This is a genomic window from Dictyobacter halimunensis (genome assembly GCF_036245075.1).
In genome coordinates this window covers 3,695,717-3,713,915 of the sequence record NZ_BSRI01000002.1, presented here as the reverse complement: position 1 = coordinate 3,713,915, position 18,199 = coordinate 3,695,717, and the positions used below count along the sequence as shown (strand labels likewise).

Sequence of the window (18,199 nt, the reverse complement as noted above, 5' to 3'; positions counted from 1 at the left end):
TCTCTAGATAATTTTCCACTACATAATATAAGAACACATTTCTTCAGTATAATATGCCTGTCCTTACCACTCCTTCTTCATATCACGATTGACTTACCCCAGGCGTCCTTCCTTATCCATACTCTGCAATAAAAACACGCTCCCCGGCAGGGTAAAGACGCAGTCAACCATATTATTCTCTCTGGTTATTATTTATATCACATATATGAATTGTAATTATACTTATAGCTGGGATACACTGAAAGCGGACATAGATGAATATCAATAAAAACCGATAGAGAAATGAGGAATATGATGATAGAGAGAGATGAGGAGGCGGGCGCTAAACCTTATGCGCTAAACACACCAGTCCCTTCCATATCTAATAAAGCAGAGCCACCCCAACAGCCCGATGAGAAGGGGGCGCAGGAGCTCCTGCAGCTTTCTAACAGCATTAGCTGGATTCTGCAGGGCGGAGTCATCCTGAGCGCGCTGCTGATAGTACTTGGCATCGCCATGTTACCAACACGTCCCGGCGGCCTATCGGCTAGCCGCCTGTTGAATTTTCCGCAGACCCTCGGACAGGTGGGCGCGGGCCTGTTGATCCTGCGGCCTCAGGCTTTTATTATGCTGGGTCTGCTGCTGCTGATCGCGACGCCGATTGTGCGTGTGGCGGCCTCACTGGTCATGTTTATCAAGGAACGCGACTATACATATGTAGTGATCACCGCCGTGGTACTGGCCATCCTGATCTTCAGCCTGTTTATCGGCAACCAGAACAGGCAAAATGAGCTCACCGTCGACGCGATGCAGCTTCACTTTTCGCTGGGCGTGGCCCTGCTCATATTCGCGGGCTCGTTGCTGGCCGGTATCGTCGGGGCGCTGGTTGGCCTGGGCGGCGGCATCATGGTAGTTCCGATGCTCACGATTGTCTTTGGCTTCCCGATCCCCTTTGCCATTGGCGTCAGCATTATTTCGGTCATCGCCACCTCCAGCGGAGCCGCCGTCGCCTATGTACGCGATCGACTGACCAATATCCGTATCGGCATGTTTCTGGAGATAGGGACCACACTGGGGGCCATTAGCGGAGCCTTTCTGGCGGGTCTGCTGGCCCCCAACCTGCTGGGAGTTATCTTTGGCTTCATCCTGCTCGTCTCCGCCGCGCCCCTGATCTTCAAAATCGGAGAGGAGTTACCGCGAGGAGTTATCAACGATCGCTGGGCGCGCACATTGAAGCTAGCCAGCTCATATCCAGACCGCAAACTAGGACGCGAGGTGTCTTACCAGGTTACGCGCACGCCCTTTGGGCTGGGCATGATGTACATCGCTGGCCTGATCTCGGGTCTGCTGGGCATCGGCAGCGGCACCTTTAAAGTTATCGCCATGGATACCATCATGCGCTTACCGCTCAAGGTATCTACGACAACCAGCAATCTGATGATCGGAGTGACGGCCGCCGCCAGCGCCGGCATCTATTTCTCGCGTGGCAATATTCCCCCATTGATAGCGGCTCCAGTCGCCCTGGGAGTGTTGATGGGGGCGCTGGTGGGTGCCCGCCTGTTGCTGCGCATGAGCAATAAGATCTTACGCATCATTTTCGTGCCGGTCATTCTGATCGCGGCACTGGAAATGATTCTGCATGGGCTGGGAATCGGCTCCTTTTAGGCTGCCAATCCACACCATTCAAACAAAATCAGCGCTACATTATATCGCCACATAACATTGCCACATAATCGCAACAAGCGTTTAAATTAAGCGTATATACTACAGAGCCGAACCGGGTAGGCATTTTTCCTTTTTTGATATGTGATCGCGATTTTTTCGAGGGTCGTAACGTATAATACGATGGAAGATTAAAATGGCACAGATTCTTCACTCGGACAAGTAGATTACATCACGTAGCCGAGGGTAAAAAATGCTCGGAGCTCTCCGATCAAGAGCTTCATAGAAAACTAAATGGGAATGAAACAGAAACAACCCTCTATGTTCAATTACAACAGAACCAGGCGGTATATACCGATTCTCTGGTTCTTTGTCTCTTTCCTGCTTGCATTGATAAGTGGGATTCTTCTCTTCGGGCATGGTGTATTCGATGGGCTTTCAGCAGCGATCACCTCGACTGGTCTGGATTCGATGCGCTCTCAGCTCATCACCGCCCTTATACTTACCGCGGGCTCTGCTCTGACCGGAGCGCTGTTCACACATCGAAAATCTGGTGGCATGGTAGGAGCGAGCATCGTCTTTGTCCTGGGTTACCTGGTTGCGTTTATACAGACTGAGCTTGTCCCCGTTACCGATGCGGGCGGGCATATTGAACCATTACAGACCAACGTTCTCTATAATACCTGTTTCATTATGGTGGCTCTGGCCATTCTGAGCGCGCTTATCGGTGCTGCGGTCGGCTCGACTCTCTATGAGATATTGCTCTATCAACCATATCAGGCGATTCGCGCGCTCTGGCAACGCTTCGCCCTGCGGGATATCGCCGCCCGTGATACGGGTGCGATGAATCTCCAGGTGCGCCTGCGGCAATGGCACCTCGAACGCTGGGCGGCACTCATCGCCATGCTCGGACTCTTTTTCCTGGCCAGTCAGTCGGGCAACCTGTTCATCATCTCGCCGGAGGCGGACATTCATGGCGCTCCCAAACTGACCTCCGTCGCCGCCAATGTTCCATCGTTTGGCACGACCAAGCTGGTAGAGATGCCTAGCGCCTTGATGAAGAGTCGCCGACTCTTTGAGATCTATCTTCCCCCAACCTACAACACTCCCCAGGGGAAAAATAAACGTTATCCTACAGCGTACCTCCTGCATGGATCACCTGGCAGAGCAACGGACTGGGTGATCGCGGGCCGAGCCGCCGAGTCAGCCGATGCGTTGATCGATACGAAAAAGATTCAAGAATTGATCATGGTTATGCCAGATGGCAATGGTGCCCCTGGAACAACTAGCGAGTGGGGCAATAGTAGCAACAATAAACAGCCAATTGAAGACTTTGTATCCAAAGAACTCGTCAAATACGTTGACCAGCACTATCGCACCATTCCAGACGCGACACACCGCGCCATCGGCGGCCTCTCGATGGGCGGCTTCGGAGCCATGAATATCGCGATCCACCATCCCGATGTCTTCCATTCGGTCATCGCGCTGGGCGGCTACTACAATGCCATAGGACCGATCTGGGGCCCCAGTACCGCCTATCGCCAGTACAACAGTCCCATCATTCAGATTGGGCACACACCCCAGGCGAAGACGCTACAGATATTCCTGGGCGATGCGACCGAAGATAAGCTCTACTATCCCGGCGCCCTCAAGTTCGCCGCCACACTAAAGAAACTGGGCATCCAGTATACATTTGTAAGGGAGCCCGGCGGCCACTCCTGGAAGGTCTGGGGCGATGAGCTCTATGAAGGACTGGAATGGGTCAACTGGGGTCCCATCCACACCGCCCCACAGGCCATACAGAAACCTAAATAACACCTGACAGTAAAAAAAGGATGTGGTGGAACGCGCTCAATGCGCGTTCCACCACATCCTTTTTTTACTATCTACACCCCTTGACATACAAATTAAACTGAATTATAATTCAGTTATGAATGATAGTTCAAAAGATGATTCCAACGCCCGGCAACATCGGGGCGCGAAAAGAAGAGCGAGGACCCGTGCCGAGCTGCTAGCGGCCGCACGGCGCGTCTTCGCCAAAAAAGGGTTCCACGATACCAGTATCCTCGATATTACCGAGGCCGCCGATGTCGGAGTTGGTACTTTTTATCTCCACTTTAGAGATAAAGATGAGATATTCAACACATTGATCGACGAAGTCCTTCAGATCCTGGAAGAGCAGGTTATCAGCGAGGTGCGCAGCTCTGAAACGGCGACGCTTCCGGTTATTGTGCGCTCTATCTTCCGCCACGCATATGCCGAGCGCGATCTTTTTAGTATCGCCCTGACCAGTGGCGCACAGGTCTCACGCACCATTCGAGTGGAGGATACAATCGCTCAGGGCCTGACGCGGGCCTTTGAGAGCGCGACGGAATCGGGTCAACTGCAGGGATATGATGCTTTCCTGCTGGCCCGGTTAGTGACGGGGGTGATCGCCCAGGGTATTATCTGGTGGTTTGAACAGGATGATCCAGGACCCGATGAGATGGCGGAAAGCGTTTTACATCTGCTCGCCCATGGCCTGCCAGCCGCGCTCTTCAAAGAGCGTCTCCTGCCACCCGATACAGCACACTAGCTAGCTGGAGAGTTGAGGACCGACCCAAATAAGCATATCCGGCCCTCTCCGGCAGGCGCTGCCTGAAGGTAACGTTGATTCACGATAACATCTAAACCAGTCTCTTTCTTTTAGAGAAGACAGAAGGTTCGTATGACCACACATAAAGTACTTGAAACAAATAATATACCGCATCCAAAAGAAAAATTATTCCTTGGGAATCTGCTCGATCTGCAGTCGGGGCGGCGCGTCCAGGATATGATGAAGCTGGCCCGTGAGTATGGCCCCATCTATCAACTCAATATGCCCGGGCGTTCCCTGATCATTGTCTCCGGCTATGAGCTGGTCAAAGAGCTCGCGGATGAGAAGCGTTTTGACAAGAAGGTCTGGGCCCCACTGCAGAATGTGCGCTCGTTCGCCGGCGATGGCCTGTTTACCTCCTGGACGCAGGAACATAACTGGCACAAGGCGCACAATATCCTGATGCCCAACTTCAGCATGCGCGCTATGCAGGGCTACCTGCCGATGATGATCGATATCGCAGAGCAGCTGGTGGGCAAGTGGGACCGCCTGAACTCGGACGATGAGATCGATGTGCCGGGCGATATGACGCGCCTGACGCTGGATACCATCGGTCTATGCGGCTTCGACTATCGCTTTAACTCGTTCTATCGCGAGGATATGCACCCCTTCGTCAATAGCATGGTGCGTGCCCTGCAGGAAGCCATGGAGCGCGGCGGTCGCCTACCATTTGAGGACAAGCTGCTCGTCCATAAGAATCGCCAGTTTCAGGCCGATACCGAGTTTCTCAATAGCGTAGTGGACCGCATCATCAAGGAGCGCCGCGAGGGTGGCGAGGATTCCTCGCAGAAGAAAGATCTGCTGAGCTACATGCTCACAGGCACCGATAAGCAGTCGGGCGAGCATCTGGACGACCTCAATATCCGCTACCAGATCATTACCTTCCTGATCGCGGGACACGAGACAACCAGCGGTCTGCTCTCCTTCGCGCTCTACGAGCTCCTGCACCATCCAGAGGTGCTGGCCAAAGCCTATGAAGAGGTTGACCGTGTACTGGGCAGTGATCTGACCGCCCACCCCACCTTTAACCAGGTGAATCAGTTGCGCTATGTGACGCAGATTCTGCAGGAGACGCTGCGCCTGTGGCCGACGGCACCCGCCTTCGCGGTCTACCCATTAAACGATGAGGAGATCATCGGCGGCAAATATAAAGTGACGAAGGACGAAGATATCGCCGTTCTGATCCCGATGCTGCACCGCGATCGCGCCATCTGGGGCGATAATCCCGATGCATTTGATCCCGAACACTTCTCACCAGAGGCGGAACAGAGCCGTCCGGCTGATGCTTACAAGCCGTTTGGCAATGGACAGCGCGCCTGTATCGGTCGCCAGTTCGCCATGCAGGAGGCCACGCTGGTCCTGGGCATGCTGCTGCAGCGCTATCACTTTATCGACCATACCAACTACCAGTTCAAGATCAAAGAGACGCTGACGATCAAGCCAGACGACTTCAAGATCAAGGTGCGCAAGCGTACCGATGCGGAGCGCACGATCGTTGTACGGCCGCAAGCCGAAGAGAGCGTTCAGGCGAAAAGGACCGCCGCCCGGACCATGCCGAAGCCCGAGGTGCCCAGACACGATACCCCGCTGCTGGTCCTCTTCGGTTCCAACATGGGAACAGCCGAGGATATCGCCAATCGCATGGTAGAGGATGCCAACGCCTATGGCTTTAAGACAACTATCGCCGATCTGGATGAATATACGAACAAGCTGCCGACCGAGGGCGCGGTGGTGGTGATCACCTCCTCCTACAACGGCACGCCTCCAGATAACGCGGAGAAGTTCTGCAACTGGCTGCGCTCCGGTGACCTGGCGCAGGGCAGCCTGAAGGGTGTGAAATATATGGTCTTTGGCTGCGGCAACCGCGACTGGGCCGCTACCTTCCAGGCCATTCCCCGCCTGATCGACACCAATCTGGAGAAGTTTGGGGCCGAGCGTATCTACGCGCGCGGCGAGGGTGATGCTCGCGAGGACTTCGATGGTCAATTCGAGTCCTGGTATCAGCCGCTGTGGCAGTCCCTGTTCGAGCAGTTTGGCATCGAAGCGAAGCTGCCAGAAGAGGTCAACACGGTCGGCACAGCCTACGAGGTCGAGGTCATCAATGGCATGCGCTCGCATCCGCTGATCGAGACCTTTGGGGCCCGTCCCGCTACGGTCATGGTCAACCGGGAAATGTACAGTCCGGAGGCTGGCCGCTCGGCCCGCCATATCGAGTTCGAGCTGCCCGAGGGGGTGAGCTATCGCACCGGCTTCCACCTGGGAATCATCCCACGCAACAGCGATGCCACGGTTGAGCGGGTCATGCGCCACTTCAGCTTCGCCATGGATACGCATATCCTGCTGCGCAAGGGCGATAACCGCAAATCGAACCTGCCGGTTGAGATGCCGGTCTCGGTCTATAGCCTGCTGCGCGACTATGTCGAGCTGCAGGATGTGGCCACGCGCAAGCAGATCAAGGCCATGGCGGACTTCACGCAGTGTCCACCAGATAAAAAGAAACTGCTGGCCCTCTCCGGTGAGGATGAGGTCAGTGTCGCCCTGTACAAGAGCGAGGTGTTGGCAAAACGCAAATCGATCATCGACCTGCTGGAAGAGTTCCCGGCCTGCGAACTGCCGTTCAACGCCTACCTGGAACTGCTCTCGATGATGCGTCCGCGCTACTATTCGATCTCGTCCTCACCATCGCAGGACGAGCGGCGCTGCAGCATTACGGTGGCGGTAGTCGATGCCCCGGCCCGCTCGGGCCACGGTCAGTACCAGGGCGTCTGCTCCAACTACCTGAGCCGCCAGCACGAGGGCGATCAGATCAACGCCTTCATCCAGGATACGCGCTCAACCTTTATGCTGCCAGAAGATCCAACCGTGCCTTTGATCATGGTGGGACCTGGCACCGGCGTGGCGCCGTTCCGTGGCTTCTTGCAGGAGCGCGACGCGCTCAAAGCGCGCGGCGAAAACGTTGGCGCATCGCTGCTCTTCTTTGGCTGCCGCCATCCCGAGCACGACTTCCTGTACGCCGGCGAATTCAAAGCCATGCAGGACCGAGGCGTCACCGAGCTGATCGCCGCCTTCTCACGCTGGGAAGGCCACGACAAGATGTACGTCCAGGACCAGATCCTCAAGCACAAAGATCGTGTATGGGAACTGATCGAGCAGGGCGCGATCATCTACATCTGTGGTGATGCCGGCAACATGGCACCCGATGTACGCCGGGCCTTCGTGACCCTCTACCAGGAAAAAACTGGCAGTTCGACCGAGGTCGCCGAACACTGGCTCAACGAACAGACCAGCAACGGCCACTATCTCGTCGATGTCTGGCCCGCATAATCACTCCCAAAATCAAATCAATTGAAAAAAGCCCGGGACGGCGGATAAAACCGCTTCCCGGGCCTTTTGATGCCACACGGATTGCACCGAGTTATCCGCATTTTGAAGAAAACGTTATCTTTTTTGGGAATATCAATCGTAATACATGCGTTATCACAAAAAGTGAAGATGGCTGGACATAGGAATGAATGAACTCCGCGCTGTCCACTATCGTATTTGTTCCACTATCGTATTTGTAAGGAATGAGGTTTTCAATGGAATATACCCATCTTGGTCGCACAGGATTGAGAGTAAGTCGCTTCTGTCTGGGCACAATGAACTTTGGTCCCCAGGCCAGCGAAGCCGATAGCTTTAAGATCATGGATCGTGCTCTTGAGCATGGCATCAATTTCTTTGATACTGCCAACGTCTATGGTGGAAAGAGGGGCGAGGGAGTCACCGAGCAGATCCTGGGTCGCTGGTTCGCCCAGGGCGGTGGTCGCCGGGACAAGGTCGTGCTGGCCACCAAGGTGTTTGGCGATATGGGCGAGTGGCCCAACAACTCCAGGTTGTCTGCGCGCCACATTCGCCAGGCCTGTGAGAATAGCCTGCGCCGTCTGCAGACCGATCACATCGATCTCTATCAAATGCACCACGTCGATCGTCAGACCCCCTGGGAAGAGATCTGGCAGGCCATGGAGCAGCTGGTACGCGAAGGAAAAGTCGTCTACGTTGGCAGCAGTAACTTCGCCGGCTGGAACATCACCCAGGCCAATGAGATCGCGAAGAACCGCCACTTCATGGGACTGGTTTCGGAGCAGAGCCTCTACAACCTGAACGCCCGTATGATCGAGCTCGAGGTCATCCCGGTCTGTAAAGAGTACGGTCTGGGGCTGATCCCCTGGAGCCCGCTCTCCGGTGGACTGCTGGGTGGCGCGCTGCAGAAAGCGAGTGAAGGCCGCCGCAGCGACGCTAATATGCAGAAGAACATCGAGAAGAATCGCTCGAAGCTTGAGGCATATGAGAAGCTCTGCGCACAGTTGGACGCGGAACCAGCCCATGTCGCCCTGGCCTGGCTGCATACCAATCCGGTGGTTACAGCTCCCATCATCGGACCCCGCACCATCGAACAGCTGGATGGCACCATGCGTGTCCTGGATCTGCATCTGAGCGAAGAGACCCTGAAACAGCTCGATGAGATCTTCCCCGGCCCCGGTGGACAGGCTCCCGAAGCATACGCCTGGTAAAAAGAGAGAAGTAAGAAGCGCGGTATGGGCAGGTGAGCGCGCTCACCTGCCCATACCGCGCTTCTTCATGTATTCTCAAACGGATTAACAAAACAAAACACCAGAACCAATATTGGTTCTGGTGTATCAGGTGTAAAACAAACGGAACCGACGGGATTCGAACCCGCGGTCTTCTGCGTGACAGGCAGACATGTTAGGCCACTACACCACGGCTCCATCTCTTGCTGCTGGCGGCACTTTTGGAGTACCACTTGCGTGAATAGATAATATCAAACCAGGCTCATCCTGTCAACCCCTTTATTGATCAATTTTGATAGTTCAGCTAAAAAAGTAATAAGCGCGTTGACTCGCTTCATTTCTCAATGTTATGATCCCTGTAGGGGTACATTTAGTGCTCCTTGCTGTATTGCAAATAATACGGAAGTGTGGGAAAAAAAACGGCGCGATGACGGTACATTTAAAGGATATTGCAGCCTATACGGGGGTTTCAATTAAAACTGTCTCAAACGTAATCAATGGGAATTACGCTCGCGTGGGCCCTGAGACACGGGCGATGGTGCTGGCAGCCATTGAAAAATTGAACTATCAACCCAATATCGCTGCACGACAACTACGCAAGGCCCGTGTCGGGGTGCTGGCCTATGCCATTCCCGACATCCGCAATCCATATTTCACGGAAATTGGCGACATCATGACCAGGGTGGCTGAAGAGCATAAATATACGCTGCTCCTCGACTATACCTATGGTCCTCGCGATCCCGAGCCCGAGGGGAAGATCCGCTATAGCGATTATGCCTATGGTTCGCTGGAGAAAGAATTGAGCGTCATTAAAGGTCTGCGCCCACACCTGATCGATGGGGTCATCCTTGATCCGCAAGCTCTGACCATGGATGATATTAAGATGGAAGAGGTAAAGGGACCACTGGTGCTCGTGGGAGAGCGCCTGTTTGGCGCTCCGTTTGACCATGTGCTCATCGATAATGTGCAGGCAGCTTACCAGGCGACCAGGCATCTGCTGGAAATCGGGAAGCGGCGCATCGCTGTTATTGGCTCGCAGGAGACACAGAGCCAGGCGCCATCGCTACGCACGCAAGGTTACAGCCGGGCTCTGCGCGAGGCTGGTATCGAGGTCGATGAAGGTCTGCTGATCAGCGGGGGCTACTGGCACCGTTCCGATGGAGCCAACGCCATGCGCTACCTCCTCTCGTTGGAGAATCCGCCCGACGCGGTCTTCTGCTTCAACGACTTGATGGCAATGGGAGCGCTCTCGACCATCAATGCCGCCGGACTCAGCATTCCTGAAGACATCGCCGTAATTGGCTTCGACAACATTGAAGAGGGGCAGTACGCCTATCCTCCCCTGTCGACCGTCTCTCCTGATAAAGAAGAGATCAGTCGCCTGGCGGTCACCTCGCTCATCGGCAGGATTCAAGGCACCCGCACAGAGACGCCCGAACGCATTCTGGTCCCATTTGAACTGTGCATTCGCGCCAGCACCGTTGGCAGCCCCGCCAACATACAGATACACAACTCATAATTTTTAGAGAGTACAAGCCATCATTGAGAGGCAGCAATTCATCGGTGAATTTGCTGCCTCTGCTTTTACCGACGCTGCTATCTAGACGATCTGGAGTAAGCGTGCCGAAAGTTCATCTGGCATCACATTTCTAATACCCTCACTGAATTATTTCACAATCCAGGTCCACGTGAGAAATCGTCATATAGCTTTATTCCATTTCTTTAAGGATATGATATGAGCCATCCCGGATTTTTGAAAAATCCGGGATGGCTCATAGTTTGTTGATAAAGGCCATACTTGTAGCGACATGCCTGCGTAAATTGCGGGCTTAGTGGATCATGGCCCAGGGTTGGGTACTGGTCCTGACCGGGCCGTTGATTTCCAGGGACTGGTGAATCATCGAGCTCAGATATTGATCCTGGGCGGCATCCGCCAGGCTGTAGAAGTCGGGACCACCGGCCACGTAGCGAGCCATCTGATCCAGGCAGGTCGCAGTGGCGATCTCGTCGTCGTTCAGTCGTCCATCGATAAATGGATTGCGATAGATCCACTCGCTGCCGGCCATGTAGCCGCGATGAAAATATCCCTCCAGATTGCCGATCTTACTGGAGTCCTGCCGCGCCAGCTCGTATTGGATAGGGGTGAGGATATCTTCCAGGTAGCGCACCTGCGTATTATTAATCTCCCCACGATCACCACGCACGAGCACGCGCGAGGTGCGAATCCATGAGCGATATTGATCGCTACAGAAATCGTAGACGCCCAGCTTATCACCAAAATCTAGATATGCCAGCACCTGCTGTGAGGGCAGCGTTTTATCATCAGTGGGCAGGCCCGCGCGAGTGGGTCCGGCGGCGAGCGGAGAGGTGAACTGGTGGGCGAAGATCTGCGCGTTCTCAAATTGGATGCCGAGCAACTTGCGCAGGAGATTCATGCCATGATAGTCGTGTCCAACGGAGACCTGAGCCTGCGAGATCGTGCCGAGCTTGCCGGAGCGGGCCAGGGCAATGCGGGCGGCGTTTAAGGGATGGAAGTGATACTGCTCGGCGATCTGCACCTTTGCCCGCCGCTCTCGTACAAACGTGTATAAGTCGATGAGCGACTCCAGATCCTGTGTAGGCGGCGTCTCGGCCAGCACCGGAATACCCTGCTCTGCCAGCTGATGGATATAGGACGCGTTCACGGACCTCGGCAGGGAGAGGAGTACGAAGTCTCGCTCGCCCGCTGCCAGCAGATCTTCCAGCGAGCGATGGGTCTTGACATGCCACTGCTCCTCAATCGCCCGCCCCCTGGCCTCATCCCTCACCACAACCCCGCCGACCTGAAAGCGTTGCGGCATCAAGGCGGCGATGCGGATATAGGCCTGGATACGAAAACCGCCACCAACAATATCAAAGCGAATCGGGCTCATACGTTCCTCCTGTCCTTACACTCCTGGCACATAGAGAGCATTGAAAACGAAAAAAGCAGCAAATCAATAGGAAACAATGATAGAAGAGGCGAGACGACACTGTCAACAGTGAACGTGAATATATCCACAATAGTATTGACAATCATAAATTTACCGGGTATGCTTTGAAAAACGTTTTTCAAAAACGTTTTTGTCCTCTATAACAAAGTGAGGATGGAACGATGCGCCGAAAATCTGTTACCATTCGGGACGTAGCCCAGATGGCCGAGGTATCGATCAGTACTGTTTCGCAGGTTCTCAATGGCAACAATCAGTATGTCGGAGAGGCGAAGCGCGACCGGGTGCTGGCCGCGGTGAAGGCATTGCAGTATCATCCGAATGCGATCGCTCGCAGCATGGTCAAGCGACGAACAGCCACCGTGGGCGTTGTCGTCACTACCGTGCTCGGCAACCTGTTTATGCCCATCGTTGAGTGCATACAGGAGGTCTTGCGTCCCCTCGGCTATAACATCATCCTGGCCAGTACCCCTGACCTGGAGAGCGAGATGCAGGCGATTGAGACCTTAAAGGCTCAGCAGGTTGATGGCTTTATTTTTATGTCGTTCATGTCCTCTCATACACAATATCAATCAGCTCATCTATTACCTCTGAAAGAGGAAGACATCCCGTTTGTAGTCATTAACCGTCCTCTTGAGAAGGATTATGATTTCAACCAGATCCAGTTTAACGAGTGGGAGGCTGGCTATCTCGCGGCCAGGCATCTCATAAATCTGGGCCATACCTCTATCGCAACCATCAGTGGCCCGCGCAACCATGTTCCGCCCTGGAAGAGCGCCGTGGATCGCCATCAGGGCTGGTTGGAGGCGCTCAAAGAACAAAACCTGGAGGTGGTCCCGGAGTGGATCGGTGATGGGCGCTATAGCCACGAAGGCGGCTATCAGGCCGCCCTGCAGCTATTGGGGCATTGGGAACAGGCGCAGAAACGACCAACAGCCATCTTTGTCGCCAACGAACACATGACCATAGGAGCCTTGAGAGCATTCTACTATCACGGAGTACGAGTGCCTCACGATATAGCGCTGGTAACGATAGGCAATCCCGCGTATGCGGCGCATATGTTCCCCGCTCTGACGACATTCGCCCACCCTGTGAAAGAGGCAGGGCATATCGCCACGCGCATCCTGCTCGACCAGTTCCAGTCGAGCGACACGCTACCGGCACAGAACATCAAGCTCAGCTATCAATTTCACATACGCGAGTCCTGTGGCACTGTTCCAGAACCAACCAGCTTTTCTGTTCACGCTTAAACATCCGTTGCGTTTGCTTTTTCGCTTATCAGCTCTACTATAACGTTCAGTAAACGTTATCTCCACAGGGAAGGAGGGTTTTTATACGTCCTTAGTAAACGTTTTCTAAGATGCTGTAGCCTTTTTATCCCGCGCATTATTCGAGGAGGAATATGGGTATCAAGACACTGACGGCACCATCGGTGCGCGTTACTCGCTCAAAGAGCCGTGGCAACTCCCTGTTCAGGCGCATGTGGAGGTATCGGTATGTTTACCTGATGCTGCTGCCGGGGCTGCTCTACTTCGCTATTTTCCGCTATGGACCCCTGTATGAAGCTCAGATCGCGTTCAAGGATTTTCAGCCGCTACTGGGTGTAGAGGGCAGTCCCTGGGTTGGATTTAAGAACTTTGAGATCTTCTTTAAATCCTATTATTTTTCACAGTTGCTTACCAACACGCTGATAATCAGTGTGGCGAAGCTGATTTTCGGCATTCCGCCCGCGATCATCCTGGCGCTCGCGCTGAGCGAAATTCGACATTTTACTCGCTTAGCACGCATTACCCAGACGATGTCGTATCTGCCGCATTTCCTTTCCTGGATCGTCATTTTTGGTATCCTGCTCGGTATGCTTTCGCCAAGTACTGGCCTGGTGAACTCTGCTATCAGCAATGCTGGCGGACAGCCAATTAATTTCCTTACCGATCCAGGCTGGTTTCGCTTGATTGTCGTCTCCTCTGATATCTGGAAAGAGACAGGCTGGGGAGCCATCCTCTACCTGGCGGCGTTGCTTGCTGTAGATCCGGGTCAGCACGAGGCAGCAGCCATTGATGGAGCATCACGCCTGCAGCGCATTATCCATGTTTCTTTGCCCAACATCAAAGAAGTCATCGTTCTGGTGACGCTTCTACGCCTGGGATCGATTCTGGATGCTGGTTTCACGCAGATCTTTGCGATGTATTCGCTGCCTGTCTACAGCGTTGGGGACATTATTGATACCTGGGTCTACCGAGAGGGCGTCTTAAACGCTCAGTTCAGCCTGGCAACCGCTGTTGGATTGTTCAAGGGCTTGATCGGCTTAGGTCTGATTGTTGTTGCTAACCGTGTCGCGAAACGCTTCGCAGGTTCGGGTCTCTACTAACGGAAAAGGAGGTGAATGTGGAAAACCGCATTGAGACAAAGTCTGTCTTCAAAACCACCGCTGGCAAAAGGGGCAAAAACGGCATCAGTTCTTTCGACTGGGGATTAGCCGCTTTTCTGGTTATTGTCATTCTTGTCACGTTCGTACCAGTCTGGTATGCCATTGTCGTCTCGGTCACGCCATTGGAACTGACCAAGACGGTCGGATATAACCTGTTCCTTTCTCCTCTAAACTGGTCGTTCGCAGCCTATACCCAGCTATTCAGTCAGGACTCTTTTTTGCAGGCACTGTGGAATAGCGTGGTGCTGACCTCTATGGCTATCGTCGTCAATATGATTTTAACCACGCTCACCGCGTATGGGCTCATCTTTAAAGATCTGCCCGGGCGCAATCTGATGCTCACCTTGATTCTGTTCACCTTTCTCTTTAACGCTGGATTGGTTCCGACCTATATTCTGGTAAAGAACTTGAATCTGCTCGATAGCTACCTGGCTATCATATTACCCAACGCTGTCAGTGTGTACAATATGCTGGTTATGAGAGCATTTTTCCAGAATATCCCTACCAGTTTACGAGAATCAGCCATTGTGGATGGGGCCAACGAATTTCAAGTACTCTGGCGCATAGTGCTACCGCTCTCCAAGCCAATCCTACTCACAATTGGCCTCTTTTATGCGGTCACGCAATGGAACGATTTCTTCAATCCAATTCTCTACCTGAGCAACAACGACTTAATGCCGTTGCCGGTGCTGCTGCGCAATATCTTGACCGCGGGCAACATCAATGATTATGTTGAGGTCAACTCACTATTCACTGCGCCACAAGATGCGCTCAAAATGGCCGCCGTCATTCTGACGATGTTGCCCATGCTAGCCGTCTATCCCTGGATTCAGCGCCACTTCACCAAAGGAGTGCTGGTGGGTTCTGTCAAGGAGTAAGGAGGAAAGTTGCATGAAAGACTTTTGTCCCTGTAGCGCTTTGTACAGTCAACAAACACTTTGTTGCTATTTTTCGTCTCTTGATCTACAGATAAGTAAGGAGGAAAGATACTCATGAGGAGTAATTTCACGGCATCCAAAACGATCACATCCTTTTGTCTGCTCATCCTTTTGCTCGTACCTCTGGCCAGCGCATGTAAATCAAATATCTTACCCTCGTCATCGTCATCGTCATCGTCGTCAAATAATGGACCGGTCGACCTGACTTTGTGGACTCCTCCAGCCGCTAGCGAAGTGGGGAATCCACCGGCAAACTGGTTCCTCACCAAAGACGTCCGTAGTAAGTTGAATATTAACCTGAAAGTCACCCTTTTGCCTAATGGTGATGATGGTGATACAAAAATGAATGCCGCAGCCGCCGCTAATGCTCTGCCGGACGTCTTTCAGGTACCCTCCAATAACAATATTTTCTTACAGTGGGTCAAACAAGGATTGATTGCACCCGTTGATAGCCTGTTGCCTATGATGCCAGGGCGCACCAAAGATCGCTACAGCGATCCACAGATGCAGAAAATTGCCACCATCAACGGCAAGCAGTATGTGCTCCAGGAAAAGGCCGGCTTGATTAAACGGCAAGGGCTCTTTATCCGTAAGGATTGGCTGGACAAGCTGGGATTAAAGGAACCTAAGACTCTAGACGATTTCTATAATGTCGCCCAGGCCTTTACGACTAAAGATCCTGATGGCGACGGCAAAAATGACACCTATGGATTCGGGGGAACTACTGGCGTCTCTGGTGTGGGATTGGGCGGTAGCTGGCAAGCGTTCTTTGGGGCTTATGGGTTGCCTGGTACCTGGAACTTTAATACGCCTGGAAAAATAAGCCTGAGCTTACGTGATCCTGGATATCTGAAGGCAGTCGAATTTCTACACACGATGGCAGCAAACAAGCTTATCGATCCGACCTGGCCGACCATGAGCACGGATGACTTCCGCGCAGCCTGGAAACAGCAGGGCAAATATGGCATCATGTCAGAAGATTTCTGTGCTGCGATATGTCAGGCCAACTATAAATCATTTGACACAAACTTCCCTAATGGTGAATGGGAACCACTGGCACCACCACAGGGGCCGGATGGAAAATCTTTTCTGGGCACGTACACGAATGTTGGTTTTCGTATCGCGGTCTCCAAGAAAGCCATGGATGCAGGCAAAGGTCCCGCAATTGCCAAGCTCCTGGAGTGGGGGAATACTGGCGAAGGCTATTATGAGATGGCCTTTGGTCAGAAAGGTGTCCATTACAAATTAGATGCCCAGGGTAATGTGACCGGAGATGGAGTGCCAGTTCCTTTCACCTCACATGAAGCGGCTCCCCTTAACCAACTTCGTAACTGGGTATACAAAAACACTCCTGCGGAACTGAAAGCGAGGTACAACAGTCACAAGACGAAGAGTGGCAGGATCATTAGTCCGTCTCAAATCCACGATACGATAGCATCATTTCCCTGGCAAGATCAAACGGCTGCATTTGTGATCCAGCCAGCAGACAATCAGGCAGACATCAACCGTTATGTAGATGAAAACCTGGTTCAGTTTATCACGGGCCAGAAACCATTAAATGATGCAAGCTGGAACAGCTTTATCAAAGGACTTGATGGCCTCAATGTTTCTGATTGGGAGGCACAGGCCAATAAAGAACTCAAAGACCAGGGCCTTCTCTAAGGAACAGGCAAGGTAGCTCTTTAAGAGCTGCATTGGTCTCAGTAGCCGACAGCTTGTCTAGCTGTCGGCTACTGACTGAAACAACTATGTTGCCAAAGTATGCATAGAGCGTGTCTGAAAAACCTTCGGTGCTCAAAATGTTTTATTCGTTGATGCAACACGGTCGCTGTGCGACCGTGTTGCATCAACGAATAAAACAATGGCTCGGGCGCTTAGCTTCCCATAGTGGTGGAATTCAGACACATTTTCATAAATAGAAGAGGAACATTTCTATGTCACGTTATCGAGCTGCCATTATTGGAACTGGTGGAATTGCAGGCAATCACATCAAAGCGCTTCACGATCTAAAGGACCGGGTAGAAGTTGTTGCTGCAGTGGATGTTGTTCCCGAACGCGTAGAGGAGTATAGCAAGAAAAACGGCATCCCTCATTATTATACCGACGCCGCAGAGATGCTGGAAAAAGAGCATCCCGACCTGGTGCATATCGCGACGCCGCCTAACCTTCATTACCCTCTGATCATCCAGGCGCTAAAGGCCGGCGCATCGGTCCTCTGCGAGAAGCCGCTCTGCACCTCGCTGGCCGAACTGGACCATATCGCCGAGGTCGAGCAGCAGAGCGGGAAGTTCTGCAGCAGCGTCTTCCAGTGGCGGTTTGGATCGAGGGGCCAGCACTTCAAGCAGTTGATTCAGCAAGAGGCACTGGGGCGTCCGCTGGTCGGCGTCTGTCAGACGACCTGGTTCCGCAATGCCGCCTATTACGAGGTGCCCTGGCGCGGCAAGTGGTCCACCGAGGGTGGCGGCCCCACCATGGGACACGGCATTCACGCCATGGATTTTTTCCTCTGGCTGATGGGAGACTGGCAGGAGGTCAGCGCCTTCACGGATACGCTCGATCGCTCCATCGAGGTCGAGGATGTCTCGCTGGCGATGGTGCGCTTCCAGAATCGCACGCTGGGCAGCATCGTCAATAGCGTTCTGTCGCCCCGCGAGGAGACCTATTTCCGCTTCGACTTCCAGAAGGCGACGGTGGAGCTGACCGCGCTCTACAGCTATACGAATGACAACTGGCGCTTCACGCAGCCCAAAGGACAGGAAGATGCCGCCGTCACCGCGCGCTGGAACGAGTTGGAGCGCAACCAGGCCTCATCCCACAAGGCCCAGTTGAGCATGCTACTGGATAGCATGGACCATCAGCAGCGGCCCATATCCAGCACGACCGATATCCGTCCGACGCTGGACTTTCTCACCAGCATCTATAAATCCGCGGCGACCAGGCAGATCGTGCAGCGGGGCTCAATCGTCGCGGGCGATCCCTTCTACGAGCATGTCAGTGGCACCCAACAGCAGAAAGCATAA

General features: G+C 53.4%; 12 protein-coding genes, 1 tRNA gene and 1 pseudogene. 12 read left to right on the top strand and 2 right to left on the bottom strand.

All coding sequences use genetic code 11. From position 1 onward, the window contains the following. Positions 1 to 282 precede the first annotated feature (282 nt). From AABA21_RS39555 to AABA21_RS29320, 6 genes and pseudogenes are all read left to right on the top strand, one after another. Positions 283 to 732, top strand: a pseudogene (locus AABA21_RS39555) (DUF1634 domain-containing protein); the annotation flags it as partial. Positions 733 to 786: 54 nt separating this feature from the next. Next, the gene (locus AABA21_RS39550) at positions 787 to 1,644 is read left to right on the top strand and encodes a sulfite exporter TauE/SafE family protein (protein WP_420917228.1); all 858 of its coding nucleotides are present in this window, start codon (positions 787 to 789) and stop codon (positions 1,642 to 1,644) included. Positions 1,645 to 1,941: 297 nt separating this feature from the next. After that, positions 1,942 to 3,456, top strand: a complete 1,515-nt coding sequence (locus AABA21_RS29335; RefSeq protein ID WP_338255701.1) for an alpha/beta hydrolase — start codon at positions 1,942 to 1,944, stop codon at positions 3,454 to 3,456. A gap of 115 nt (positions 3,457 to 3,571) precedes the next feature. After that, complete coding sequence (locus AABA21_RS29330) at positions 3,572 to 4,216, top strand: TetR/AcrR family transcriptional regulator (RefSeq protein ID WP_338255700.1); 645 nt, start codon at positions 3,572 to 3,574, stop codon at positions 4,214 to 4,216. Positions 4,217 to 4,348: 132 nt separating this feature from the next. After that, complete coding sequence (locus AABA21_RS29325; RefSeq protein ID WP_338255698.1) at positions 4,349 to 7,600, top strand: bifunctional cytochrome P450/NADPH--P450 reductase; 3,252 nt, start codon at positions 4,349 to 4,351, stop codon at positions 7,598 to 7,600. A 254-nt stretch (positions 7,601 to 7,854) separates the two neighbouring features. Beyond that, positions 7,855 to 8,826 (top strand): aldo/keto reductase, encoded by a 972-nt coding sequence (locus AABA21_RS29320; RefSeq protein WP_338255697.1) that lies wholly within the window; start codon positions 7,855 to 7,857, stop codon positions 8,824 to 8,826. Positions 8,827 to 8,968: 142 nt separating this feature from the next. On the opposite strand, the gene AABA21_RS29315 is transcribed toward AABA21_RS29320, so the two are convergent. Beyond that, positions 8,969 to 9,042 (bottom strand) — tRNA-Asp (locus AABA21_RS29315). Between the two features lie 229 nt (positions 9,043 to 9,271). On the opposite strand from AABA21_RS29315, the gene AABA21_RS29310 reads away from it, so the two are divergent. Continuing rightward, positions 9,272 to 10,363, top strand: coding sequence for a LacI family DNA-binding transcriptional regulator (locus AABA21_RS29310; RefSeq protein ID WP_338255696.1), 1,092 nt, complete (start codon positions 9,272 to 9,274; stop codon positions 10,361 to 10,363). Between the two features lie 310 nt (positions 10,364 to 10,673). Here AABA21_RS29310 and AABA21_RS29305 read toward each other — a convergent pair whose 3' ends face one another. Further along, on the bottom strand, positions 10,674 to 11,756 hold the full coding sequence (locus tag AABA21_RS29305; protein WP_338255694.1) for a Gfo/Idh/MocA family protein: 1,083 nt from the start codon (positions 11,754 to 11,756) through the stop codon (positions 10,674 to 10,676). Between the two features lie 221 nt (positions 11,757 to 11,977). On the opposite strand from AABA21_RS29305, the gene AABA21_RS29300 reads away from it, so the two are divergent. The 5 genes from AABA21_RS29300 (at position 11,978) to AABA21_RS29280 (ending at position 18,199) form a co-directional block, all read left to right on the top strand. After that, complete coding sequence (locus tag AABA21_RS29300; RefSeq protein ID WP_338255693.1) at positions 11,978 to 13,063, top strand: LacI family DNA-binding transcriptional regulator; 1,086 nt, start codon at positions 11,978 to 11,980, stop codon at positions 13,061 to 13,063. 152 nt (positions 13,064 to 13,215) lie between these two features. Then, positions 13,216 to 14,181, top strand: a complete 966-nt coding sequence (locus AABA21_RS29295; RefSeq protein WP_338255692.1) for an ABC transporter permease — start codon at positions 13,216 to 13,218, stop codon at positions 14,179 to 14,181. 17 nt (positions 14,182 to 14,198) lie between these two features. Then, a complete protein-coding gene (locus tag AABA21_RS29290; RefSeq protein WP_338255690.1) occupies positions 14,199 to 15,119 on the top strand; it encodes a carbohydrate ABC transporter permease in 921 nt (306 codons plus the stop codon). A 114-nt stretch (positions 15,120 to 15,233) separates the two neighbouring features. Further along, on the top strand, positions 15,234 to 16,841 hold the full coding sequence (locus AABA21_RS29285; RefSeq protein WP_338255689.1) for an extracellular solute-binding protein: 1,608 nt from the start codon (positions 15,234 to 15,236) through the stop codon (positions 16,839 to 16,841). Between the two features lie 272 nt (positions 16,842 to 17,113). Beyond that, positions 17,114 to 18,199: a Gfo/Idh/MocA family protein gene (locus AABA21_RS29280; RefSeq protein ID WP_338255687.1), complete on the top strand. Its 1,086-nt coding sequence runs from the start codon at positions 17,114 to 17,116 to the stop codon at positions 18,197 to 18,199.